Source organism: Embleya sp. NPDC059237 (genome assembly GCF_042754105.1).
GTDB lineage: Bacteria > Actinomycetota > Actinomycetes > Streptomycetales > Streptomycetaceae > Embleya.
On sequence record NZ_JBHZAE010000023.1, the window covers coordinates 87,368 to 110,047 of the forward strand.

Here is a 22,680-nt window from a genome sequence, read left to right on the forward strand (position 1 = left end):
AAACTTTGCCGACCCTGACGGAAGATTCACCGCCATGCCTGCCGCCTGGGGTCGAACGGCCCCTAGATTGGCCTGGACCACCCCACACGGCATCCGGAGTTGAGAGTTCGTGGCCGAGTTCATGCCCGACGCCGAATCGGCTTTACCAGAGCGGAAGATCGACACCGAGGTGGCCCATACCGCCCGGGTGTGGAACTACTGGCTGGGCGGCAAGGACAACTACCCCGTGGACCGGGAGACCGGCGATCAGATCGCCGCGATCCACCCCGGCACCCGCGATTACGCCTTGGCCGACCGGCAGTTCCTCGGTCGGGCGATCCGCTACCTGGCCCGCGATCTGGGCATCCGGCAGTTCCTCGACATCGGCACCGGATTGCCGACGGCCGGGAACACCCATGAGATCGCGCAGAGCGTGGCGCCGGAGTCCCGCATCGTCTACGTCGACAACGATCCCCTGGTGCTGGTGCACGCCCGGGCGCTGCTGACCAGCAGTCCGGAGGGGGCCACCCGCTACATCGACGCCGATCTGCGCGATGTCGACGAGATCCTGGCCCGCGCGTCGAAGACCCTCGACTTCGACCAACCCATCGCCTTGGTCCTGCTCGGCGTGATCATCTTCGTGAACGACGACGACGAGGCCTACGGCACGGTACGCCGCCTCCTGGACGCGCTTCCGTCCGGCAGCCATCTCGCGCTGTCCCACACGGTGACCAGCCCGCCCGCGCCGCCGGACGTGGACGACGCGGTGGCGTTCTGGAACGAGCACGGCACGCCCAAGCTCAAGCAGCGCTCACCGGAGGGCATCGCCCGCTTCTTCGACGGCCTGGAACTGCTCGAACCGGGTGTCGTCACCTGTTCGCACTGGCGGCCGGATACCGGGGTCCGCGCCCCCGAGGTGGCCATGTGGGGCGCGGTGGGCCGCAAACCGTAGCCCGTCGTGCACACGACGAAGCCGGGGCCGCGCCGCAGGGGGAGCGCCGCCACCGGCCGCGTGTGGCGGCCCCTCGGATCCGTCCGCATCGAGGGGCCGCCGGTACTGCGGTGTCACGCGCCGTCAGCGGAGGACGGACGGCACGAACCTCGAATCAGCCGTGCTGACCGTGGTGCGGGGCCTCGTGGTGCTCACCGTGGTGCGGCGCCTCGTGCTTGCCGTGCTCGCGCTCTTCGCCGTCGACGTTCGCGCAGACGTTGCCGATCGCCGGGTTGAGCAGCCCGATGATGTTGATGCTGTTGCCGCAGATGTTGATCGGCACGTGGATCGGAACCTGGATGTTGTTGCCGGACAACACGCCGGGCGAGCCGACCGCCGCGCCGTTCGCCTCGGACCCGGCGCTGGCGACGCCGGCACCGGCCATGACGAGAGCTGCGACACCGGCGGCCACGGAGGCCGACTTCTTGAACGTGTACATGTGATCTCCGTTTCGGATGGCGCCGCGGGTGGCGCGATCGACCGGTGCAACGAGGGGAATCCCGGGAGGCAACTGCCGTTTGCGCTCGTTCACCCGACCGGCGGCACGGATCGCGGCCGACGGAGTGGCCTGGCGCCAGGGCGTGTTCGCCGGACCGGGGCGGGGTACTGGCGCCGGATCCCGCCGGCACCCGGCGGGCGACGCCCCATCGCGAGCCGACCTCAGGAAGCAGGGCCGCACCGTTGCCTGTCCCCTCCCGCCCCACCCGCCGCTCACTGCTGCTCGGTACGGCCGGCACCGCCGCGCTGCTTGCCGCCGGCACCGGCACCCGGTTCGGCGCCGGCGCCCCCGCGCCCCTCGCGCCCGTTTCCCGCGCCGGCTCGGCCGCCGATGTCGCGGTCGTGCTCACGGCCGCGCCGACCACGGTCGACCTGGGCGCGCGCGAGGTGGCCACCTGGGGGTTCGGCGACCGCGTCCCCGGCCCGGAGATCCGCGTGGCGGCCGGCGCCACCGTGGCCGCGGACCTGCGCAACGACCTGCCGCAGGACACCACGGTGCACTGGCACGGGGTACGGATCGATCAGCGGATGGACGGCGCCCCCGGGTTCAGCCAGGCCCCGGTTCCGGCGGGCGGCGGCTTCGACTACCGCTTCGTCGCGCCCGACCCGGGCACGTACTTCTACCATTCGCACGTGGGCACCCAACTCGACCGCGCGCTCTACGGCGCGCTGGTGGTCGAGGACCCGGCCGAGCCGCTGTCCTACGACGCGGAGTGGACCGTCGTACTCGACGACTGGATCGACGGCACCGGCACCGACCCGGACGCGGTGCTGGCCGAGCTGAACGCCGGCGCGCGGCCCGCACAACCCCTGCGTAGCACGCTGCTCGGCGGCCCCGGCGGCCACATCGCCTACCCGCACTACCTGATCAACGGCCGTACCGCGCAGACCCCGACGGTATTCGAGGAGGCGCCGGGCCGGCGGGTCCGCCTGCGCCTGATCAACGCCGGGGCGGACACGGCGTTCCGGGTCGCGTTGGGCGGCCACCGGCTGACCGTCACCCACACCGACGGCTTCCCGGTGCTACCGGTGCGGGTGGACTCGCTGCTGATCGGGATGGGCGAGCGCTATGACGTGCTGGTCACCCTCGACGACGGGGTGTTCCCGCTGGTCGCCGCCGCGGAGGGGAAGAACGCCCGGGCCTTTGCGGTGGTCCGCACCTCGACCGGCGACGCCCCGCCGGCCTCGGTCGACGTCCCGGAACTGGATGGCCGAGTGCTCGACCTCGCCGACCTGAGCGCCGACCCGTCGGTCGACCCGGGCGACGGGGCCGCCCGCGAGGTGGGCCTCGTGCTCAACAACACGGGCGCACGAGGCAGGGCATGGATCGCCGCCGCCGAAACACCCGACGAGAAGTTGCCGCGGGTACCGGTCGCCGCCGGCGAACGGGTGCGGTTGTCGTTCACCAACCGGACCCGGATCTGGCACCCCGTCCACCTGCACGGGCACACCTTCCAAGTGCGTCGATCCAAGGGCCGCGGCCCGCGCAAGGACACCGTGGTGGTACTTCCCGGGAGGACCGTCGCCGTCGACGTGTTCACCGACAACCCCGGCGAGTGGATGCTGCACTGCCACAACCTCTACCACAGCGAGCAGGGCATGATGACCACCCTGGGCTACGGTGACGACCCGCCGGACCCGGGCATGTCCGGCATGGCCCCCGAACAACCCTGACCCGGGCCGACGACACGCGACGCGCCTTTGGCCCGGGTGGGTTCACTCTCCCGACAACCCGTCAGCAGTGCCCGGCGGGCTCGGACCGCTCACACACGTTCGCCTCGAACGTGTTGATCTCGGTGACCCGGTACGCCAGGTCCGAAGGCGCGTTGCCCGTCACCACGTTGCCCCGGATCACATTGCCCACGGTCGGCCGCCCGGCCTGACTGGGCATCACCACGATGCCGCCCGACATCGGCGACTCCCCCTGATTGTCCCGCACCTGATTGTCCGTCACCTGCGTCTCCCGGGCGCCGGTGAGCACGATCCCGGAACCCTGGATGAAGGCCAGTCGCGGATTCGGCGGGCAATACTTGTTGTTCTCGTCGATGCGATTGCCCCTGATCGTCAGCGGCCCGGCGGCGGGCTCCTTGTCGTCGCCCACGACGAACACTCCGGCACAGTTCCCGGTCAGTTCGTTCCGCTCGATCGCCAACTCCCGCCCGCGCCGGATCAGTACACCGAGCCGGTTGCCGGCGGAATGGTTGCGGGCGATGCTCGCGCCCATCGCATCGTCGGTGTCCGCCAGGAACAGCCCCGCCTGGCCGTTGTCCTCGGCGGTGTTGTCGGTGAGTTCGCCCCGGACCGAATTCTCCTGGCCGATCCCGTGTTCACCGTTGTGATGCGCGAACACCCGGCGCACCCGCATACGTTCGGTGTCGCTGCCCATCACGCCGGTCTTGGTGAAGCCGGTGACGGTCAACGACTGGATCCGCACGTCCGCGACCCGGTGCTCGGCCGTGCCGACCACGCACAGTCCGTTCCCGGCCGCCGCGCACTCGTTGGTCGCGTCCGCCTCGCCCGGGGTGAGCACCGTACGCTCGCCCGCCCCGCGAATCGTCAGCCGATCGGTGCGGACCAGGACGCCGCCGGCGTACGTACCGGGCGCCACCTCGATGATGTCCCCGGGTGCGGCGGCGTCCACCGCAGCCTGGATCGACTCGCCCGGATGGACGACGTGCCGGGTCTCCGCCTGCGCGGTCGGCGCCAACACCGAGCCGAGGATCGTGAGCGCGGTGACACAGCCGAGGGGAAGCAGCCGCTGTACGGGCAGTGCGTGCATGGAGTGCATGGGAAATGATCCGCCTTCGCTTGTGCAGGAACGGGTACGGGACATCGGGTCGCGCCGCAGGGCCTCAGGGCCTCACGGCACCGGTACGGGCGCGGCCGGGGCGGACTCGGTGACGTCCGAGGTCATCGTGTCCACCAGATCCGTGGTGTGTTCGCCGGCCCGGAAACGCGGGTGCGCCAACAGCCGCCGCAGGAAGCCCAGCGTGGTGTGCACCCCGCCGCCGGCCACCCGGAATTCGCCCAGAGCCCGATCGGCGCGCGCGATGGCCCGCTCCCGGTCGGGTGCCCAGACGATCGCCTTGGCAAGCAGCGAGTCGTAGTCCGGACCGACCGTCCAGCCCGGATAGGCGTGCGTGTCGATCCGCACGCACGGACCACCGGGCGGCACGAACTCCGCCAACCGGCCCGGCGTGGGCGCGAAGCCCCGCGCCGGATCCTCGGCGTTGATCCGGCACTCGATCGCCACCCCGCGCGGGACCACGTCGTCCTGACCGAACGTCAGCGGCGCGCCGGCGGCGATGGTGAGCTGTTCGCGCACGATGTCCACGCCGGTGACCATCTCGGTGACCGGATGCTCCACCTGGATCCGGCAGTTGATCTCCAGCAGGTGGAACCGGTTCGCGGGCGTGACCACGAACTCGAAGGTGCCGGCGCCCACGTAGCCGACCGCCGTCGCCCCGCGCAACGCCGCCGCGCACATCGCCTCGCGCGTCTCGGCCGGCAGGTTCGGGGCGGGCGACTCCTCGACCAGTTTCTGGTGCCTGCGCTGCGCGGAGCAGTCCCGCTCGCCCAGGTGCACGGCGCCGCCGCGCCCATCGCACAACACCTGTACCTCGACGTGCCGTGCGCCGTCGATGTAGCGCTCCAGGTACAGCCGTTCGTCACCGAAGACGGCTCGCGCACGGGCGCGGGTGTCCTGGTAGGCCCAGGCCAGCTCGTCCGGGTCGCGGACCACGCTCATCCCGCGACCGCCACCGCCCGCCACCGCCTTGAGGATCACCGGATAGCCGACCCGCGCGGCGATCTCGGCGGCCTCCATCGGCGAGCCCAACGCGCCGTCGCTGCCCGGGAGTACCGGCAGTCCGGCCGCGGCCATCACCGCACGCGCCTCGCTCTTGTCGCCGAGCCGCTGCATCACGTGCGGCGGCGGGCCGATGAAGGTGATCCCGTTCGCCTCGCAGATCTCGGCGAAGTCGGGGTCCTCGGACAGGAATCCGTAGCCGGGGTGGATCGCCTCCGCCCCCGTGCGCCGGGCCGCCTCGATGATCGCGGGCATGTTGAGATAGCTGGACCTGGCCGGCGGCGGACCGATGTGCACGGCCTCGTCCGCGAAGCGCACCACCGCGGACTCCCGGTCGGCGGTGGAGTACACGGCCACACTGCGGATGCCCATTTCGCGGCAGGTGCGGGCGACCCGCAGGGCGATTTCGCCGCGGTTGGCGATGAGCACGGTCGAGAACACGGGGACCACCTCGGGTCGTCGTCAGTGCCGGTTGTGGGAGCCGCCGGGGCGGTCGTCGGCGCCCGCGTCCGGATCGGCGCCGCCGGTGTCGATCACGAGCAGGGGTTCCTGGTACTCGACCGGTTGCGCGTCGGCCACCAGCACCTCCACCACCAGCCCGGACACCTCGGCGGTGATGGTGTTCATCATCTTCATCACCTCGAGGATGCCCACCGTCTGACCGGGGCGGACGGTGTCGCCGACGCTGACGAACGGCTTCGCACCCACCTCGGGAGCGTGGTAGAAGGTGCCGACCATCGGGGCCGACACGTAGCGGCGTCCGCCGTCCGGCTCGGCCGACCGCTCGCCGGGGACGGCGGCGACGGGCACGGCGACGGGAACGGCGGGGGCGGTGCCGGAGGGGGCGGCCTCGGGCCATTCGATCTCGATGCTGGTGTCGCCGCAGCGCAGCCGGATCCACCGCGGCGGCACGGGCGCCGGCCGCGCCGGGCCCGGCGCCTCGGGGGCGGCCGGCCGAGGATGCGCGGACGCATGCGCGGGCTCGAACGGCCTGACCCAGCGCTCGTCGGCGTAGCCGGCGGGGTGGCGGTCGGGTCGATCATCGGCGTGCGCGTCGCGCGCCTGGGTCGGTCCATGGGGCGAACTCATCGGGCACTTCCTTCGGCAGGAGCAACTTCGACGGGGGCGGCTTCCGCGCGGATCGTCTCGACACGCACTGCCGCACCCGGGGCAACTTCGTTCCGGACGGAGCGAGTACGAGCGGAGTCGCCTCGGACCGCGCCGGCATGAACGGAGTCGGCACGAACGGAGTCGGCCCGAGCATGCTCGGCGCGAACGGCCTCGGCGCGGGTGGCCTCGGGGGCGCCGAACCTCCGGAAACGTTCGCCGCGTTCGCGTAGGAGGCGGGTGCGGTTCAGGGCGAGGAGTTCGTCGAGGACGGGGACCAGGGCCGTGCGCAGCAGTGTGGCGGCTCGGCCGGGGTCGGTGTGGGCGCCGCCGGGTGGCTCGGGGACGATCCGGTCGACCACACCGAGGCGCAGCAGGTCGCGCGGCCCCATACGGAGCGCCGCCGCCGCGGCGGGGGCCGCCGACGGGTCCTTCCACAGGATGGCGGCGCAGCCCTCGGGGCTGATCACCGAGTAGACGCCGTGCTCACCGATCAGCACCCGGTCGGCCACGGCCAGCGCGAGTGCGCCGCCGCTGCCGCCCTCGCCGGTGATCACCGTGACGATGGGGGTGTCCAGTCGGGCCATCAGGCGCAGGTTCTCCGCGATGGCGACGGCCTGGCCGTCGCGTTCGGCGTCCGGTCCGGGGTTGGCTCCCGGCGTGTCGACCAGGGTGATCACCGGCAGGCCGAGTTTGGCGGCGAGCCGCATCAACCGACCCGCCTTGCGGAAGCCGGCCGGGGTGGCCATGCCGAACTTGCGGTATTGCCGCTCGGTGAGGTTGTCGCCGCCCTTCTGATGCCCGATCAGCATCACCAGCCGACCGTCGAGCCGACCGATGCCGCCCACGATCGCGGGACAGTCGGCGCCGATCCGATCCCCGTGCAACTCGTGGAAATCCTCCAGGAGTCGACCCGCATAGTCGAGCATCGTCGGCCGCCCCGCATGCCGCGCCAGCCGAACAGCCTCCCAGGACTCCCCGGGCTCCCCGGGCTCCCCGGGCTCCCCGGGCTCCCTCGCAAGCTCGCCGAGCGACGGCTCATGGCACGCATGCCCGTTCGCAGCCGACCCGTTCGCGGCGGAGCCATTCCGAGCGACCCCGTTCGGCGTAGTGCCCTTCGGGGTGGCCCCGTTCAAGGTCGAACCGTTCGCCTCCGACTCGTACCCACCCGACACGATCCCGTTCAGGAGGGTGTCGTTCCCCCCGTCCCGCCGCCCCGCCCCGCCCACCGCAAGGAAGTGCCGCAACGTCGCGCGCAGCGCCGCTCGCGCGACGATCGTGTCCACCATCCCGTGTTCGAGCAGGAATTCGGCGGTCTGGAACCCCTCGGGCAACCGTTCGCCGATGGTCTGCTCGATCACCCGCGGCCCGGCGAAGCCCATCCGTGCGCCGGGTTCGATCAGGATCACATCCGCCAGCGTCGCGAACGAGGCGGCCACCCCGCCGTACGTGGGGTCCGTGATCAGCGACAACACCAGCACGCCGGCCTCGTCCAGTTCCGCCAGGGCGTGCGCGGTCTTGGCCATCTGCATCAGCGACAGCACGCCCTCCTGCATGCGCGCCCCGCCGGAGGCGGTGATCAGCAGCAGCGGGGTCCCCGTCCGCAGGCTCTCGTCGGCGGCGGCGGCGACCAGCGCGCCCACCGCGCAGCCCAGACTGCCGCCGAGGAAGCGGAAGTCCATCGCGACGACCACCACCGGCTGCCCGTGAATGGTGCCCCGCCCGCCCACCGCGGCCTCGTCCATACCGGTCTCCGCACGCGCCCGATCCAGCCGTTCCGGGTAGGGCCGGGAGTCGACGAAGCCGAGCGGGTCGTGCGGTGCGGGGTCGGCGCGCAGCGCGGTCTCCGAGCCGGCATCGAGGAGTTGATCCAGGCGTTCCCGCGCCGTCAGGCGCGCGTGCTCGCCGCAGTCGGGACACACCCGCAGGTCCCGGGTGAAACGTTTGCCGTATACGAGTTCGGCGCAGCGTCCGCACTTGACCCAGTCGGGTCGGCTGTCGACGGTGAGCCCCGGATGGGTCTCGATCATGACATCAGGTCCTTGGACGGTCGGGCCTTGGACGGTGGTGACGGGCGGCGACGTCACCGCTGCGCGTCGCGCTCCCAGCGGTAGAACTCGCGGGCCATCGCGTCCTGGGGCGAGCGCCAGGTCTGCGGGTCGTACGCGTTCACATGCGCCGAGAGCCGTTCGCTGATGTCGCGGAACTCCGGGTGTCCGGCGATCTTCGCGACCGCGGGGCCGGGGGGCCGGTCGGCCTCGATCAGGTGCAGGTACAGGTCGCCGAACTGGAACAGGCTGCGGCCGGTGACCCCGACCAGGTGCGGGAGTTCGCCGGTGTCGGAGGCGGCGAAGATGTCGGCGATCGGGGTCGCCGAGTCGGGCTTCATCCGGGCGACGATCAGGGTGCGGTGCATGGGTGCCGTCCTTGTCGAGGGGTGGGCCGGGGGGGGCGCGCGGCGCCCCGGCCCCCCCGCGGGGGGGGGGGGGCGCGGGGCGGGCGCCGCCCCCGGGGGGGGGGGGGGGGGGGCCGGGCCGGGGCGCCCCCCCCCCGGGGGGGCGTCGGCGCGCGGGGGCGGGCGACGACGCGGGGTTCACCAGGTGCGCACGGTGGGCGCGACGCCCGTCTCCCGGGCGCGCTCCTGGATCCGGTCCCGGATCAGTTCGAGCTGGACGCGCGAGTTGCGGTTGATGTTGTCCGTCATCCACGCGTCGTCGACCGGGGCGGTCTCCTTCATCGCGAAGTCCTGGACCCAGCGCATCCGTACGCCGTCGGGCACCTCGTGGTACTCCCAGCGGATGTGCATGTGCGCGAACGGCCCGGTCTCCACCCGGCGCGCCCACACCGTGCGGGTCTCGCGGTCGGCCTCGCGCTCGGACACCCAGCTCCAGATCTTGCCGTCCTTGTCGGGTTTCATGGTCAGGCGAAAGGTGACCTTGGTGCCTTCGCGCTCGAGGACCTCCACCGACGCGTATTCGCTGAACAGGTTCGTCCAGTTGTCCACGTCGTTGGTGATGTCCCAGACCAGGTCGAACGGGGCCGCGATGACGATGTCGTTGTCGGTATGGCCGGCCATGTCACACTCCGGAGATGAGTTGGGAGTTGGTGGTTTCCAGAAACTCGCGCGGGGTCTTGCATTGGTCCACGTCCGCGCCGAGCGGGAACTCGAAGCGCCGCTCCAGCTCGGCGACGATCCCGAGCAGGCCCAGCGAGTCGAGGCCGAATTGTTCGAACGTGGCGTCGGGGTCCCGCAGTTGCTCGGGTCTGGCGGTGACGCCGGCGCATGACTTCATCACCTCGGCGAGCACTTCGTGGGTGAGCGGTCCGTTCATCGCGGGCTTCCTTTCGGATGAGTCGGATGATGCGTACGAGGGGCACGGGTCGTACCGGCCACGGGAGTAGCCGAGCGGGCTACGGCGTGTCGGGGCGGCCGTCGCCTCGGCGCAGCACCAGTGCGGCGTTGCCGCCCATCAGGCCGCGGCTGAGCACCAGGGCGGTGCGCAGTTCGGCGTTCCTGGCCCGGCCGGTGACCAGGTCGAGGTCGTGGCAGATGTCGAACACGCCCGGGGTGGGCGGCAGTACGCCGTGTTCCATGGCCATGATCGCGGCGGCGCAGTCGAGCATCGGCGCGCCGCAGTAGGCCCGGCCGATGCCGGCCTTGGGCGCGGTGACCGGCACCCGGGCGGCGCGGGCGCCCAACGCGTCGGACAGGGCAAGCACTTCGGCGTGGTCGGCCTCGGGGGTGCCGAGCGCGTCGGCGAAGATCACGTCGATGTCGGCGGGTCCGCATTCGGCCTCGGCCAGGGCGTCGCGGATCGCCCGGGCCAGTCCGTGGCGGGACGGTCCCCAGCCGCAGGTGCCGGTGAACGTCGCGCCGTGTCCGAGTACTTCGGCCCGGATCCGGGCGCCGCGCCGGCGGGCCGACTCGGCCTCCTCGACGACGAACATCGCGCCGCCCTCGGCGGGGGCGAAGCCGCGGGCGGCGGAAGTGAACGGGAGGTAGGCGCGTGCGGGGTCGGCAGCGAGGCTGAGCGCGTCGTAGCCGAGTTGGCAGACCATCGAGTAGGGGGCGAGCGGTGCCTCGGCGGCGCCGACCACGACGGCGTCGGTGCCTCGGCGGATGGTCCGGACGGCGTGCGCGAGCGCGTCCAGGCCACCGGCCTCGTCGTTGGCCAGCACCGCGCAGGGGCCTTTGAAGCCGCCTCGGATGGAGATCTGGCCGGTGGTGGCCGCGTAGAACCAGGCGATCGACTGGTACGGCCCGACGAAGCCGGGTCCCTTGCCCCACAGGTTCTGCAGTTCGCGCTGGCCGAACTCGCCGCCGCCGGAGCAGCTCGCGGTGGTCACCCCGACGCCGAAGGTGGACGTCGGGCCCAGCGCCGCGTCGGCCAGGGCCTGGTCGGCGGCGACCAGCGCGAAGTGGGTGAAGCGGTCGGTCTGGACCAGGTAGCGCTCCTCGACCACGGCGGCGGGGTCGAAGTCGCGCACCTCGCCCGCGACGGTCAGCGGCAGGTGCTCGCAGCCCTCGCGGGAGATCCGGTCCAGCACGAAGCGGCCCTCGCGGGTCGCCTTCCAGAACACGTCGGCGCCGATGCCGTTGGGCGCGACGACGCCGACGCCGGTGACCACGGTGCGCCTTGCTGTGGAGCTGTTCATCGGGGTCTCCTCTCCCGACGGTCCAGGACCACCGCGGACTGGAAGCCGCCGAACCCGCTGCCCACCGACAACACCGTCGTCAGGCCCATCGGCCGGGCGGTGCCCGGCACGTAGTCGAGGTCGCACTCGGGGTCCGGCGTCTCGTAGTTGGCCGTGGGCGGCACCGCCTTGTGCTCCATCGCCAGGGCGCACGCGGCGAGTTCGATGGCGCCGATGGCGCCGAGCGAGTGGCCGACCATCGACTTGATCGAACTCATCGGGACCTTGTGTGCGTGCGTGCCGAGCGAGCGCTTGACGGCCGCGGTCTCGTGGCGGTCGTTCTGCTTGGTGCCCGAGCCGTGCGCGTTGACGTAGTCGACGGCGTCGGGGGCGACCTCCGCGTCCGCCAGTGCGCGGTCGATCGCCTCGGACATCTCCAGGCCCTCGCGGGTCAGGCCGGTCATGTGATGTGCGTTGCCGCGCGTGGCGAACCCGCCGACCTCGCAGTACACATGGGCGCCGCGCCGGTGGGCGTGTTCGAGCTCCTCCAGGATCAGTACCGCGGCGCCCTCGCCGAGGACGAATCCGTCCCGATCCGCGTCGAACGGCCGGGAGGCGTGTGCCGGGTCGTCGTTGCGGGTCGAGGTGGCCTTGATCGCATCGAAGCAGGCGACCGTGATCGGCGAGATCGGCGAGTCGGCGGCGCCGGCGATGTACACGTCGGCGCGGCCCTCCTCGATCGCGTGCGCGGCGTAGCCGATCGCGTCGAGGCCGGAGGTACAGCCGGTGGAGACGGTCTGCACCGGGCCCTTGGCGACGAACTCCTCGGCCACCTCGGCGGCCAGGGTGCTCGGCGAGAAGGCCCGGTGCAGGAAGGGGTCGGCCCTGCGGTGGTCGACGGCCCAGGTCTTGCCGGGGCCGCTGACCGCGATGTAGTCGTGTTCGAGCCGGGTGGTGCCGCCCACGGCGGTGCCGAGGGAGACGCCGATCCGCCAGGGGTCCTCGGCGTCGCGGTCCAGGCCGCTGCCGCGGACCGCCTCGGCCGCCGCGGCGAGCGCGAACTGCACGTAGCGGTCCGCGCGTCGGGCCCGGTCGGGGTCGACGCCGCACGCGATCGGGTCGAAGTCGCATTCGGCGGCGATCCGGGAGCGGAACCCGGTGGGGTCGAAGAAGGTGATCCCGCGCGTCGCCGTGCGGCCCGCCATCAGCAGGTCCCAGAACGCGGTGACACCCACCCCACCGGGTGCCACCACCCCGACGCCGGTGACCGCGACCCGGCGCCTCAAGAGTCGGCGCCCACGGTCTCGGCGGGTTCGATCCCCTCCGTGTCGACGTGCCCGAGTTCGGGCCGCGGCGCGAGCGGGGCGAGTTGGAAGACCATCCGCGCCTGCACCCGACCGACGTTGCGGAAACGGTGGCGCATGTTCTTCGGGATCATCAGGGCCTGGTCGGGCCGGAGTTCGTGGGTGACGCCGTCCAGGTCGACCTCGATGGAGCCGACCACGACGTGGATGAACTCCTCGGAGTACGGGTGGTAGTGCTCGGCGATCATGTCCCCGGGCTCGATCAGGGCCAGGCCCATGAAGCCGCTGGTGGAGCCCACGGTCGCCGGGCCGAGCGTGACCCGGAGGTCACCGCCGCGGCGGCGGTTCGGCTCGATCTCGTCCAGGTTGACGATGCGTACGGTCTGCGTGGTCATCTGTGCCACCTCCAAGTGGCGGGGCGGCGCCGTCGGGCGCCGCCCCGGGGGGATCAGGCGTCGCGGGCGGCGCGACGGTCGGTGACGGGGGTGGTCTCGCACGCGGCGAGCAGTCGGCGCAGTCCCTCGTCGGTGTCCAACTCGCCGTCCTCGCCGAGGTCGAGCAGTCGGCTCAGCCGGGCGGCGGATTCCCGGCGGTCGACGCCGAGCAGCAGCGCCGGGTCCTGGTCCGCCGGGCCGCGCAGGTCCAGCACGCGGATCAGGGTGTCGCCGCGCAGGAAGACCTGGCTGTGCGCGATCGGCCCGCCGGCGACGGCGATCGCCTGCTCGTCGTGCCGGCGCAGCAGCGTCGCGGCGGATTCGCCGCAGCCGTGCCGGACCGGGTACAGGAACGCACGGCGGGTGGTCTCGGTCTTGTTCGACTTCTTGCCCGACGCCTTGTCCGACTTCTTGGTCGGCGCGCTCAGGTGGTAGACCTCGGCCAGCGAGGAGCGCATGAAGAACGCGCGGGCGGCCTCGGAGTCGTTCAGGTCGCGCGCCTCCTCCAGGTGCGGGTTCAGCGCCTCCTCTGCGGCGCGGACCTGGGGCTGCTCGGCCACATGGCGCAGCGCGGCGCGCAGGTCACCCTCGACCTCGATGGCCCGTACGACGCGGTTGCCGAGCATGAACACCGAGGTGCGGCGCAGCGAGGTGGTCGGGTTGACCCGGGCTTCGGGCGACTCGTAGCCGGCGAGGATGCGCGCCACCTCGGCCTCGCTGCCCGGCTTGACGGTGAAGGTGAGCGCGCAGCGCACCACGCCGGGGGCGGCCGGCGCGGCGGCGCGGGCCTTGTCGGCCGCCGCCTTCGCCTTGGGCGTGCCGCCGGTCTTCGCCTTGCCCTTCGGCGCGCGGGCGCCGGTGGTGATCACCGGGCCGTCGGGGGCGCGCAGGTCGGTCTCGCGGGCCACCGAGAAGCGCAGCGAGCGGGTGCCGCGCACGCAGCCGTGCAGCGGCTGGACCATCACCTGGTGCTCGGGGCTGTCCACCCACGCCAGGTATTGGGAGGCGCCCTCCCACTCGCTGGTGATCAGCCACTGGCTGGGGTCCTCGATGGACTGGCACAGCTGGTCGCGCAGGTGGCCCGGAACGGCGGCCACCTGGTGGCGGATGCCTTCGTAGGCCTCGAGGAAACGTTGCTCCGACCCTTCGTGCAGCTCCAGCATGAGCAGCACCCGGAGCTTGGACGTGGTGTCGGCGGTGGGATTCGCCGTGGAGTGGACGAGGGTGTCCATGTCAGTCCTTTGGTCATGGGATTCGGCCGAACGTCGTGCCCGCCCGCCGAGGCGCTCCCGGGGGACCGGGTCGCACCGACGCCGCCCGGGGAACGGGGAGGTCGAGCGGGTCGCGATCGGTCGCGCCGCTCGCGCGATCACACCGGGATACCCGCCCGATCCGTCCGTCCGGACCCGGCTTCGACTTCGAGCGTGGCGGCCGATCATCACCCTGTGCATCTTTTGAGGGCATATGAGTGACATTGGGCGACGACGACCGGCCGGCGGCGATGAGCGGGAACAGGAGGACCCCGGCGGACTCTCCTCCGCCCGCGACGGCGGCCGGGTCCGCAGTCCTCGCCAACGCAGGAGTAGTGATGAACCCCGAGATCCAACACCGGGTGCCGGTCCTGGTCGTGGGCGGCTCGCTGGTCGGGCTGTCCACGTCCGTCTTCCTGGGCCGACTCGGCGTCCCGCACATGCTGGTGGAGCGGCACGCCGACACCTCACGGCATCCGCGCGGGCGCGGCAACAACGTGCGCACGATGGAGGTGTTCCGCACCGCCGGGGTCGAGGATCGAATCCGCGCCGCGTCCGCCGTACTTGCCGACAACCACGGCATCCTCCAGGCGGACACCATCGCCGGCGACATCCAGGAGTGGCTGTTCAAGGAGATCGATCCGGGCGGCGGACTGGCCAGGTTCAGCCCGTCGTCGTGGTGTCTGTGCAGCCAGAACGACCTGGAGCCGGTACTCGCCGACTACGCCCGCGAACTCGGCGGCGACGTGCGCTTCGGTACCCAACTCCGGTCCTGCGTACCGGACGAGGACGGGGTGACCGCGGTCGTGGAGACCCGCGAGACGGGGCAACAGCTCACCGTACGCGCCGACTACGTGGTCGCGGCGGATGGGCCGCGCAGTCCGGTGCGCGACGCGCTGGGCATCGACGTGAGCGGTCCGGGCGACCTGTTCCACAACGTGAGCGTCACCTTCACCTCGCGCGACCTGGCCGCGCACGTCGGCGAACGCCGGTTCATCGTCTGCTATCTGACGAACCCTCGGGGCGAGGGCGCGCTGTTGCCGGTGGACAACCGGGAGCACTGGGTCTTCCACCTGCCGTGGCATCCGGAGGAGGACGAGCCGATCGAGGCGTTCTCCGACGAGCGCTGCGTGGCGCACATCCGCGCCGCCGCCGGGGTGCCGGACCTGGATGTGACGATCACCGGCAAGGCGCCGTGGCACGCCGCCGAGCGGGTGGCCGAACGTTACCGCTCCGGGCGGGTGTTCCTGGCCGGCGACTCGGCCCACGAGATGTCGCCCACCGGCGCGTTCGGGTCCAACACCGGGATCCAGGACGCGCACAACCTGGCCTGGAAACTGGCCGCGGTGCTGAACGGGCACGCGGGCGCCGACCTGTTGGACACCTACGAGGCGGAGCGCCGGCCGGTGGCGGTGGCCACGGCCGCGCGGGCGTCCACCCGTTCGGCCGAACACGGCCACCCCGGGTATGCCGCGCCCACGGTCGGCGGCGCCAAGCAGCCGGGAGTGCTCGGCGTGGTGCTCGGCTACCGCTACGCGTCCGCTGCCGTGCTCGGGGCGGACCCCGAACTGCCGGTACTGCCCGAGCGGTTCCGGCCGCCGAGCGGCGAGCCGGGCACCCGCGCACCGCACCTGTGGCTGCGCCGCAACGACGCGCGGGTGTCCACCCTGGACCTGTACGAGACCTCGCCGGTGTTGCTGGTCGGCGCGGGTCCGGCCGGGGCCGCGTGGCAGCGGTCGGCGCAGCGCGCGAGCCGGCGCCTGGGCGTGCCGGTGGCGGTGTACCGGGTGGGTACCGAGGCGGAGGCCGCGGTGGTGGACCTGGTCACCGCGTCGGACGTGGACTGGGCCGAGGTGCACGGAGTGACCGACGAGGGCGCGGTGTTGGTCCGCCCGGACGGGTTCGTCGCGTGGCGGGTCCCGGTCGCCGAGCCGGATCCGGAGGGCACCCTGGTGGGGGTGTTGGGCGCGGTGGCGTGCCGGACGGAGCGGGGCGCGCGGGGCGGTGAGACCGCGAAGGTCGGGGGGGACGCGCAGGTGTAGCGCGACACGCGGCGGCCGGCTCCGGGAGGGAATCCGGGGCCGGCCGCGGTGTGTGCGGGAGCGGGTGTACCAGCGCGTGCGGCTACTCCGGGGGCAGCAGGTGGGCGAAGACGACCACGTTGTCCTTGTAGTCCTTGGCCTTGCGGTCGTATGAGCCGCCGCAGGTGATCAGGCGCAGCTGGGCATCCCGGGTCTTTCCGTACACCCGCTCGTCGGGGAAGGCGTCCTTCGCGAACGACTCGACCGAGTCGACCGCGAACCTGGCCACGCTGCCGTCGGCGCGCGAGATCTCGACGGTGTCGCCGGACTTGAGGCTGCCGAGTCCCCAGAAGACGGCGGGGCCCATCATCGTGTCGACGTGGCCGAGCACGAGCGCATTGCCCCGGGAGCCGGGGGTGACGCCGTCCTCGTACCAGCCGGCCAGATTGCGGTTGCCCGCGGGCGGGACGTCCAGCACCCCGGAGGAGTTCAGGCCGAGGCCGATGAACGGGGCGTCCACCTTGATTCGGGGGATCTTGATCCGCACCGGCTGCGAACGTTTCATCGCCGGCCCGCTCTCGGGGGTCGGGCTCGGCGAGGGTGCGGCGCTCGCCGCGGCGCTCGGTTGCGCGGCGGCGGGCACGGGTTGGGGTGGCGGACCCGAGTCACTGCTCAGATCGTGCTTGATCATCAGGGCGCCCAGGAGGATCGCCACCGCGGCGATCAGCATCAGTCGAGCGGCGCTGATGCGGCGCGGCGCGGCGGGCTCGGACGTCTCGGTGGGCGGATCGGGGTCGTGCAAGACGATGCCTCTTTCCTGGCCGGAGGAGTACCGGGGCCGGCTTCGGGGGAACCGGCGGTGCGGGCCGGGGCGGGGACGACGTCACCGTGGCCACCGCCCCGGGAAGGGCGGTGGCCACGGCGGGTGTTACCTGGGGGCGGGACGGGTCAGGCCCGGGCCGCCGAGACGGCGGGACGACGACGCAGCGCGTAGACGCCGACGCCGACACCACCCGCGATCAGGGCCGCACCGGTGCCGAGCGCGGCACCGTCGTCGAGGAAGGAGCCGCCGATGCCGGTGTGCACGCCACCATGCGGGCTCTTGTGCTCCTTCCAGGACTTCTCGTGCGAGCCGCCTTCGCCGCCCTTGTCCTCGCTGGACTCGCCGCCCTTGTCGGGCGTCCACTTTCCTTCACCGGACCAGGACTTCTCCTGTCCGCCGTTCCCGGAGGCCGAGGGGGCGTTGTCCGGCTTCACCGGCGCCGGGGCATCGGCGTAGGCGGCCGGAACCGCCAGGGTCAGGGCGGCGAAGCCGAGTGCGGAACCGGCGACGAGAGCGCGTGCACGACGCATCGTGATATTCCTTCCGGCGCTCGCGAACTGCCGACGGGCATCGGCAACGGGGATCGGCGAGGCGCCTTCATCACCATCGAACGGCGCCGGCGGCCCCGCGACCCGCGTGACTGCATTCGGGGCCCGGCTCTGGGCCTCCCGGGCGGATATCCCGACCGGCTTCACCCCCGGGGAGCAGTCGCATGTTTAGCTCATGGTGATCATGCATGACTTTCCGTAGCCGGAGGCGGCGGGGCGGGTCGGGCGACTCGGGTGCGGCCCGATCACCCCGGGACCGTGCACTCGAACATGTGCAGCGACGGGTTCACCGCGCGCACGTCCCGGCCGCGCAGGCCCGCCTGCTCGATCAGGGTCAGCAGGCTGTCCTTGGTGTGCTTGCGGCCGCCGACGTTGAGCAGCAGCAAGAGGTCCATCGCCGCGGTGAAGCGCATCGAGGCGGTCTCGTCGACCAGGTTCTCGATCACCGCGACGCGGGCGCCGGGGGCAGCCGCGGCGACGATGTTGCGCAGCGTGCGGAGCGTGCTGTCGTCGTCCCATTCGAGGATGTTCTTGACGATGTACAGGTCCGCCCGCACGCCGATGTCGACCCGGCAGTCCCCGCCCACCAGGGTTGCCCGGCCGGCGAGTTCGCCGCCGTCGCGCAGTCGGCGATCCGCCGAGGCGACCACGCCGGGCAGGTCGAGCAGGGTGCCGCGCAGGGTCGGGTTGCGCTCCAGGAGGGTGGCCAGGACCAGGCCCTGGCCGCCGCCGATGTCGGCGACGGAGTCCACGCCGGTCAGGTCGAGCGCCTCGGTGACGTCCTGGGCGGAGGTCCGACTGGACTGGGTCATCGCCCGGTCGAGCGCGGCGGCCGACTCGGGGGCGTCCTCGTGCAGGTAGTCGAAGAACTGCTTGCCGTGCAGTTCGGGGAAGACGCTGCCGCCGGAGCGCACCGCGCGGTCCAGGTGCGGCCAGGCCTCCCAGGTCCACGGCTCGGTGGTCCACAGCGCCACGTCCCGCATGCTGCGGGGCGCGTCCGCGCGCAGCAGGCGGGAGGCCTCGGTGTGCGTGTAGCGACCGTCGGGCTCCTCGGCGAAGACGCCCTGGCAGGCGAGCGCGCGCAGCAGGCGGTGCAGCGCCCCGGGGTGCGCGGACACCTCGCGGGCCAATTCCTCGACGGTCGCCGGGGTGTCGCCCAGCGCGTCGGGCAGGCCCAGGCGCAGCGCGGCGCGCAGCGCGCCGGCGGACATCGCGCCGAACGCCAGCTCGCGCAGCCGGGTGGCCGCGTGCGGGGTACGGGTCACGTCGGTTTCGGTCATGCTGATCGCCTCTCGACCGGTGGGACACCCCGAGCAACCGGCGGGCTCGACCGAATCGGCCCGCGCGTCGACGTCCCGGCGGTCCGCACCGGGGCTGGAACGACTGTGACCCACACCCGGCGGCATCCCGCCGAGGCGCGGCCGATCGACGCGAACTCTCGCCCGGGAGTCATCCGGATGGCCCCACTCGGGCGCCGGAGGGCGGACGGCCCGGGGGCTTGCGGGGGGCGCCCGGGGGCGCACGCGCTCGCGGGGGTGTTACGGGACCTCTCGGAGGGCCAGGAGGAGTTCGCGGGCGGTCAGGGCGGCCTGGAGTTGGAGGGTGACCTCGGGGTCGAGGGGATTGGCGCCGAGGAGTTCGCGGATCTGGCCGATCCGGTAGCCGACCGAGTTGCGGTGCAGGTGCAGCAGCTCGGCGACCGCGGCGCGGCTGCCGTTGGTGGCCAGCCACGCGCTGAGGGTGGCCACCCATTCCTCACGTTCCAGGATCGGGCCCAGGTGTTGGTCCACGAACGCCTGGAGTCGGGCCGGCGGCACGCCGAACAGCAGTTGGGCCAGGCCGAGCGAGGAGAACATCAGCTGTACCTCGCCGGGGCGGCGGCGCAGCAGGCCGAGCACGGTCTCCGCGTCGTGGAAGGAGCGGGCCGTGCCGCGCGGGTCGCTGACCGTGGGGCCGGCGGCGGCCAGTACGGGGACGTCGCCGACCATGCCCTGGAGCCGGATGCGGATGCGGCTGATCTCGCGTTCGACGTTGCCCGAGAGCACCGCCAGGCCCAGTTCGCCCTCTTGGCGCACCGGCATCTCCAGCCAGGACAGCGCGGTGGTCCAGGTGCGCTGGTTGGGTCCGGAGTAGGCGAACACCACGGCGGAGTGCGGGCGATCGAGGTGTAGGCCGAACCGGGCGGCGGTGCGCGTGACATCGCCCAGGTTGCGCAACGCGCCGTAGCGCAGTTCGTCGATCAGGCGACCCGCGGTCTCGGCGGTCGCGGTGGCCACCGCGTCCCGCCGGATCGCCTCGATCGCCACCGCCGTGACCGCGGCGCGCAGCAGCGGCTCGTCGTCGCGGGCGCCGTCCGGCTCGCCCAACAGCAGTAGTCCGACTCGGCGTTGGGCCACCCGTACGGGCAACGCCGAGGCCCGCCAGCCCTCGTCGCAGGTGACCTCGACCACGCGGTCCTCGACGAATACGTGGGCCACCGCGACCGGGGTCATCGACTCGGTGCCGTCGTCGGTCGCGGCGAGCACACCACCGTGCACGCCCACCAGTCGGGCGGTGCGGCCGGTACGCCCGGCCAGGGCTCGCAGGATCGCGAGCCAGCCGTCGCCGGAGAGGGCGAGGACGTTCAGCTCACGCTCGAACGCCTCGGCCCGGTCCGGCACGGGGGTCCGGTTTTCCGTGACTTCTGCCTTGTCGATCATGGATTTCCGCACCTTAGCCGGTCGTTGTTACGCGGAACAGATACTTCGTTCGGTCACTTCCCGTTACGTCCGTCGTGGGGCAGGATGCGCCCATGCGAGCCTTCGACCTCGCGGCACCCGCAAAGGCCGCCGCCCAGGCGGCGGTGGACGCCGCCGCACCAGAGCTGGTTGCACTCAGTCACCGCCTGCACGCCCATCCCGAACTCGGCTTCGCCGAGGAACGCGCCTGCGGATGGTTGGGCGAGCAACTGACCGAACACGGCTTCACCGTCACCCCGGGCGTGGGCGAGTTGCCGACCGCGTTCGTCGCCGAGCGCGGCGACGGGCCGCTGGTGCTCGGAATCTGCGCGGAGTACGACGCGCTGCCGGGGATCGGGCACGCGTGCGGGCACAACGTGATCGCGTCCGCCGCGGTCACCGCCGCGCTCGCGCTGGGCGCGGTCGCCGACGACCTGGGCGTGACCGTTCGCGTGTTCGGCACCCCCGCCGAGGAGAACGGCGGGGGCAAGGTGCTCATGCTGGAGCGCGGCGCGTTCGCCGGGGTGCACGCGGCGATGATGGTGCACCCCTCGCCCCGGGAGCGGCTCGATCCGACCTGTCTGGCCCGCGCGCAACTGCACGTCGAGTACGACGGCCGGGCCGCGCACGCGTCGGCCTGCCCGGAGGACGGGATCAACGCGGCCGACGCGCTGACCGTCGCGCAGGTGGCGATCGGGCTGCTGCGCCAGCACATGACGCCGGATCAGCGGGTGCACGGGATCACCACCACCGGCGGGCAGGTGCCGAACGTGATCCCCGAGCACACCGAGGCCGACTACTACGTACGCGCCGCCACGTTGGCCGGGTTGACCGACCTGGAGGCGCGGGTGCGCGAGTGTTTCCAGGCGGGCGCGGTGGCCACCCGGTCGCGGCTGACGTTGTCCTCGACCTCGCCCGCGTACTCGGAATTCCGGCACGACCCCGGCCTGTTGGCCGCGTACGAGCGCAACGCGCTGCTGGTGGGGCGAGAGTTCCCGCCGGTGACCGCCGAGGACGATCGGCAGGCCGGGTCCACCGACATGGCCAACGTGTCGCTGGCGATCCCGTCCATCCAGCCGCTGATCTCCATCGACTCCGGCGATGTGGGGCTGCACCAGGCCGAGTTCGCCGCGTATGCGGCGCGGCCGGCCGCGGATCGGGCGCTGCTTGACGGTGGTCTGGCGATGGCGTGGACGTGTGTGGACGCCGCGCTGGACGAGGGCCTGCGCGCGCGGCTGCTCGCAGGGGCGCCGGCCGGGGGCTGAACCGCCGATGGGCTCCGGGGTGATCGCCCCGGAGCCCGTCCGCCGGGTTCGGCCCGGCATGCCTGCTCACGCGTCGGCGACGGTCACCGGCAGGGCCGCGAGGTAGGCGTCGGCGTTGCGCCGGGTCTCGGTCACGCTGTCCCCGCCGAACTTCTCCAGGACCGCGTCCGCGAGGACGAGGGCCACCATCGCCTCGGCGACCACGCCGGTCGCGGGCACCGAACACACGTCGCTGCGCTGGGCGATCGCCTTGGCCGGATCGCCGGTGCGCACGTCGAACGTGGCCAGGGCCCGGGACAGGGTGGAGATCGGCTTCATCGCGGCACGCACGCGAAGCGGTTCGCCGGAGGTCATGCCGCCCTCGATGCCGCCGGCGCGGCCGGTCTCGCGGCGCACCCGGGTGGGGCCGGGGCGTCCCGGGGCGACCGGGGTGATCTCGTCGTGCGCGACCGAGCCGCGGCGGGTCGCGGTGGTGAAGCCGTCGCCGACCTCGACGCCCTTGATCGCCTGGATGCCCATCAGCGCGGCGGCCAGGCGCGCGTCCAGGCGGCGGTCCCAGTGCACGTAGCTGCCCAGGCCCGGCGGCAAGCCGTACGCCACCACCTCGACCACGCCGCCGAGGGTGTCGGCGTCCTTCTGCGCGGCCTCGATCTCGGCGTTCATCGCGGCGGCGGTCTCCGGGTCGACGCAGCGCACCGGGTCGGCGTCGATCGTGTCCAGGCTGCCGCGTTCGGGCACCAGCGCGGTGGGCAGGGCGACGGCGCCGATCCGGACCACGTGGCTGAGGATCTCCACGTCCAGGGTCTGGGTCAGGAACGCGCGGGCGACCTCGCCGAGCGCCACGCGGGCCGCGGTCTCCCGGGCACTGGCCCGCTCCAGGACCGGGCGGATGTCGTCGAAGCCGTACTTCTGCATCCCGGCCAGGTCGGCGTGTCCGGGGCGGGGGCGGGTCAGCGCCGCGGCCCGGCCGCGATCGGCGAGCCGGCCCGGTTCGTCGTAGCGGCGCCCGTCGGCGTCGACCGGATCCGGCGCCATCACGTCGGCCCACTTGGCCCATTCGGTGTTGGCCACGCGCAATGCCACGGGCCCGCCCAGGGTGATCCCGTGCCGCACGCCGCCGGTGAACTCCACCTCGTCCCGCTCGAATCGCATCCGGGCCCCGCGCCCGTTGCCCAGCCGCCGCCGGGCCAACGCGTGCGCCAACTCGCCGGAGGACACCTCGACTCCGGCCGGCAGACCCTCCAGTACGGCGGTGAGCGCGGGGCCGTGCGACTCCCCGGCGGTGAGCCAACGCAACATG

The 22,680-nt window shown here is 72.7% G+C and carries 21 protein-coding genes; 4 read left to right on the top strand and 17 right to left on the bottom strand.

Annotated features, from left to right (window positions below; all coding sequences use genetic code 11):
* The first annotated feature begins 121 nt into the window (after nt 1-121).
* Nucleotides 122-931 (top strand): SAM-dependent methyltransferase, encoded by an 810-nt coding sequence (locus ACFXKZ_RS45270; protein WP_380011971.1) that lies wholly within the window; start codon nt 122-124, stop codon nt 929-931.
* Nucleotides 932-1,085: 154 nt separating this feature from the next.
* On the opposite strand, the gene ACFXKZ_RS45275 is transcribed toward ACFXKZ_RS45270, so the two are convergent.
* Nucleotides 1,086-1,382 carry a chaplin gene (locus tag ACFXKZ_RS45275; protein WP_380011704.1) on the bottom strand — a complete coding sequence of 99 codons (297 nt, stop codon included), beginning with the start codon at nt 1,380-1,382 and terminating at the stop codon, nt 1,086-1,088.
* Between the two features lie 269 nt (nt 1,383-1,651).
* Here ACFXKZ_RS45275 and ACFXKZ_RS45280 point away from each other — a divergent pair, with 269 nt between their 5' ends.
* A complete protein-coding gene (locus tag ACFXKZ_RS45280) occupies nt 1,652-3,142 on the top strand; it encodes a multicopper oxidase family protein (protein WP_380011707.1) in 1,491 nt (496 codons plus the stop codon).
* Nucleotides 3,143-3,203: 61 nt separating this feature from the next.
* Here ACFXKZ_RS45280 and ACFXKZ_RS45285 read toward each other — a convergent pair whose 3' ends face one another.
* From ACFXKZ_RS45285 to ACFXKZ_RS45335, 11 genes are all read right to left on the bottom strand, one after another.
* Nucleotides 3,204-4,256 carry a nitrous oxide reductase family maturation protein NosD gene (locus ACFXKZ_RS45285; RefSeq protein ID WP_380011710.1) on the bottom strand — a complete coding sequence of 351 codons (1,053 nt, stop codon included), beginning with the start codon at nt 4,254-4,256 and terminating at the stop codon, nt 3,204-3,206.
* 72 nt (nt 4,257-4,328) lie between these two features.
* Complete coding sequence (locus tag ACFXKZ_RS45290) at nt 4,329-5,717, bottom strand: acetyl/propionyl/methylcrotonyl-CoA carboxylase subunit alpha (protein ID WP_380011713.1); 1,389 nt, start codon at nt 5,715-5,717, stop codon at nt 4,329-4,331.
* A gap of 21 nt (nt 5,718-5,738) precedes the next feature.
* On the bottom strand, nt 5,739-6,365 hold the full coding sequence (accB, locus tag ACFXKZ_RS45295) for an acetyl-CoA carboxylase biotin carboxyl carrier protein (RefSeq protein ID WP_380011716.1): 627 nt from the start codon (nt 6,363-6,365) through the stop codon (nt 5,739-5,741).
* Entirely contained in the window at nt 6,362-8,413 is a 2,052-nt protein-coding gene (gene accD / locus ACFXKZ_RS45300; RefSeq protein ID WP_380011719.1) for an acetyl-CoA carboxylase, carboxyltransferase subunit beta, read from the bottom strand. Before accD ends, accB begins: the two co-directional genes overlap by 4 nt.
* Before the next feature lie 53 nt (nt 8,414-8,466).
* Entirely contained in the window at nt 8,467-8,799 is a 333-nt protein-coding gene (locus tag ACFXKZ_RS45305; protein WP_380011722.1) for a TcmI family type II polyketide cyclase, read from the bottom strand.
* Between the two features lie 177 nt (nt 8,800-8,976).
* Nucleotides 8,977-9,459, bottom strand: coding sequence for an SRPBCC family protein (locus ACFXKZ_RS45310; protein WP_380011725.1), 483 nt, complete (start codon nt 9,457-9,459; stop codon nt 8,977-8,979).
* Between the two features lies 1 nt (nt 9,460).
* The gene (locus tag ACFXKZ_RS45315) at nt 9,461-9,715 is read right to left on the bottom strand and encodes an acyl carrier protein (protein ID WP_126638622.1); all 255 of its coding nucleotides are present in this window, start codon (nt 9,713-9,715) and stop codon (nt 9,461-9,463) included.
* Nucleotides 9,716-9,794: 79 nt separating this feature from the next.
* Nucleotides 9,795-11,039 carry a beta-ketoacyl synthase N-terminal-like domain-containing protein gene (locus ACFXKZ_RS45320; protein ID WP_380011729.1) on the bottom strand — a complete coding sequence of 415 codons (1,245 nt, stop codon included), beginning with the start codon at nt 11,037-11,039 and terminating at the stop codon, nt 9,795-9,797.
* On the bottom strand, nt 11,036-12,304 hold the full coding sequence (locus ACFXKZ_RS45325) for a beta-ketoacyl-[acyl-carrier-protein] synthase family protein (protein WP_380011732.1): 1,269 nt from the start codon (nt 12,302-12,304) through the stop codon (nt 11,036-11,038). The genes ACFXKZ_RS45320 and ACFXKZ_RS45325 overlap by 4 nt, the downstream gene beginning before the upstream one ends.
* Complete coding sequence (locus ACFXKZ_RS45330; protein ID WP_380011735.1) at nt 12,301-12,717, bottom strand: cupin domain-containing protein; 417 nt, start codon at nt 12,715-12,717, stop codon at nt 12,301-12,303. Before ACFXKZ_RS45330 ends, ACFXKZ_RS45325 begins: the two co-directional genes overlap by 4 nt.
* A 53-nt stretch (nt 12,718-12,770) precedes the next feature.
* Nucleotides 12,771-13,988, bottom strand: coding sequence for a SchA/CurD-like domain-containing protein (locus ACFXKZ_RS45335; protein WP_380011738.1), 1,218 nt, complete (start codon nt 13,986-13,988; stop codon nt 12,771-12,773).
* Between the two features lie 356 nt (nt 13,989-14,344).
* On the opposite strand from ACFXKZ_RS45335, the gene ACFXKZ_RS45340 reads away from it, so the two are divergent.
* Nucleotides 14,345-16,048, top strand: a complete 1,704-nt coding sequence (locus ACFXKZ_RS45340; protein ID WP_380011741.1) for an FAD-dependent oxidoreductase — start codon at nt 14,345-14,347, stop codon at nt 16,046-16,048.
* Between the two features lie 82 nt (nt 16,049-16,130).
* Here the strand turns inward: ACFXKZ_RS45340 and ACFXKZ_RS45345 are convergent, their stop codons facing one another.
* The 4 genes from ACFXKZ_RS45345 to ACFXKZ_RS45360 form a co-directional block, all read right to left on the bottom strand.
* On the bottom strand, nt 16,131-16,829 hold the full coding sequence (locus ACFXKZ_RS45345) for a class F sortase (protein ID WP_380011744.1): 699 nt from the start codon (nt 16,827-16,829) through the stop codon (nt 16,131-16,133).
* A 146-nt stretch (nt 16,830-16,975) separates the two neighbouring features.
* The gene (locus ACFXKZ_RS45350) at nt 16,976-17,380 is read right to left on the bottom strand and encodes a hypothetical protein (RefSeq protein WP_380011747.1); all 405 of its coding nucleotides are present in this window, start codon (nt 17,378-17,380) and stop codon (nt 16,976-16,978) included.
* 263 nt (nt 17,381-17,643) lie between these two features.
* A complete protein-coding gene (locus tag ACFXKZ_RS45355; RefSeq protein WP_380011750.1) occupies nt 17,644-18,678 on the bottom strand; it encodes a methyltransferase in 1,035 nt (344 codons plus the stop codon).
* Between the two features lie 258 nt (nt 18,679-18,936).
* Nucleotides 18,937-20,097, bottom strand: coding sequence for a PucR family transcriptional regulator (locus ACFXKZ_RS45360; RefSeq protein WP_380011753.1), 1,161 nt, complete (start codon nt 20,095-20,097; stop codon nt 18,937-18,939).
* Between the two features lie 92 nt (nt 20,098-20,189).
* On the opposite strand from ACFXKZ_RS45360, the gene ACFXKZ_RS45365 reads away from it, so the two are divergent.
* On the top strand, nt 20,190-21,380 hold the full coding sequence (locus ACFXKZ_RS45365) for a M20 family metallopeptidase (RefSeq protein ID WP_380011756.1): 1,191 nt from the start codon (nt 20,190-20,192) through the stop codon (nt 21,378-21,380).
* 66 nt (nt 21,381-21,446) lie between these two features.
* Here the strand turns inward: ACFXKZ_RS45365 and aroC are convergent, their stop codons facing one another.
* Nucleotides 21,447-22,679 carry a chorismate synthase gene (gene aroC / locus ACFXKZ_RS45370; RefSeq protein ID WP_380011759.1) on the bottom strand — a complete coding sequence of 411 codons (1,233 nt, stop codon included), beginning with the start codon at nt 22,677-22,679 and terminating at the stop codon, nt 21,447-21,449.
* Nucleotide 22,680: the final 1 nt, after the last annotated feature.

Coding starts and splice junctions, on each gene's coding strand:
- ACFXKZ_RS45330 (WP_380011735.1), bottom strand. CDS start 12,717: ATGACCACGCAGACCGTACGCATCGTCAACCTGGACGAGATCGAGCCG.
- ACFXKZ_RS45305 (WP_380011722.1), bottom strand. CDS start 8,799: ATGCACCGCACCCTGATCGTCGCCCGGATGAAGCCCGACTCGGCGACC.
- ACFXKZ_RS45335 (WP_380011738.1), bottom strand. CDS start 13,988: ATGGACACCCTCGTCCACTCCACGGCGAATCCCACCGCCGACACCACG.
- ACFXKZ_RS45360 (WP_380011753.1), bottom strand. CDS start 20,097: ATGATCGACAAGGCAGAAGTCACGGAAAACCGGACCCCCGTGCCGGAC.
- ACFXKZ_RS45270 (WP_380011971.1), top strand. CDS start 122: ATGCCCGACGCCGAATCGGCTTTACCAGAGCGGAAGATCGACACCGAG.
- ACFXKZ_RS45350 (WP_380011747.1), bottom strand. CDS start 17,380: ATGCGTCGTGCACGCGCTCTCGTCGCCGGTTCCGCACTCGGCTTCGCC.
- accB (WP_380011716.1), bottom strand. CDS start 6,365: ATGAGTTCGCCCCATGGACCGACCCAGGCGCGCGACGCGCACGCCGAT.
- ACFXKZ_RS45355 (WP_380011750.1), bottom strand. CDS start 18,678: ATGACCGAAACCGACGTGACCCGTACCCCGCACGCGGCCACCCGGCTG.
- ACFXKZ_RS45285 (WP_380011710.1), bottom strand. CDS start 4,256: ATGCACTCCATGCACGCACTGCCCGTACAGCGGCTGCTTCCCCTCGGC.
- accD (WP_380011719.1), bottom strand. CDS start 8,413: ATGATCGAGACCCATCCGGGGCTCACCGTCGACAGCCGACCCGACTGG.
- ACFXKZ_RS45315 (WP_126638622.1), bottom strand. CDS start 9,715: ATGAACGGACCGCTCACCCACGAAGTGCTCGCCGAGGTGATGAAGTCA.
- ACFXKZ_RS45340 (WP_380011741.1), top strand. CDS start 14,345: ATGAACCCCGAGATCCAACACCGGGTGCCGGTCCTGGTCGTGGGCGGC.
- ACFXKZ_RS45320 (WP_380011729.1), bottom strand. CDS start 11,039: ATGAACAGCTCCACAGCAAGGCGCACCGTGGTCACCGGCGTCGGCGTC.
- ACFXKZ_RS45310 (WP_380011725.1), bottom strand. CDS start 9,459: ATGGCCGGCCATACCGACAACGACATCGTCATCGCGGCCCCGTTCGAC.
- aroC (WP_380011759.1), bottom strand. CDS start 22,679: ATGTTGCGTTGGCTCACCGCCGGGGAGTCGCACGGCCCCGCGCTCACC.
- ACFXKZ_RS45365 (WP_380011756.1), top strand. CDS start 20,190: ATGCGAGCCTTCGACCTCGCGGCACCCGCAAAGGCCGCCGCCCAGGCG.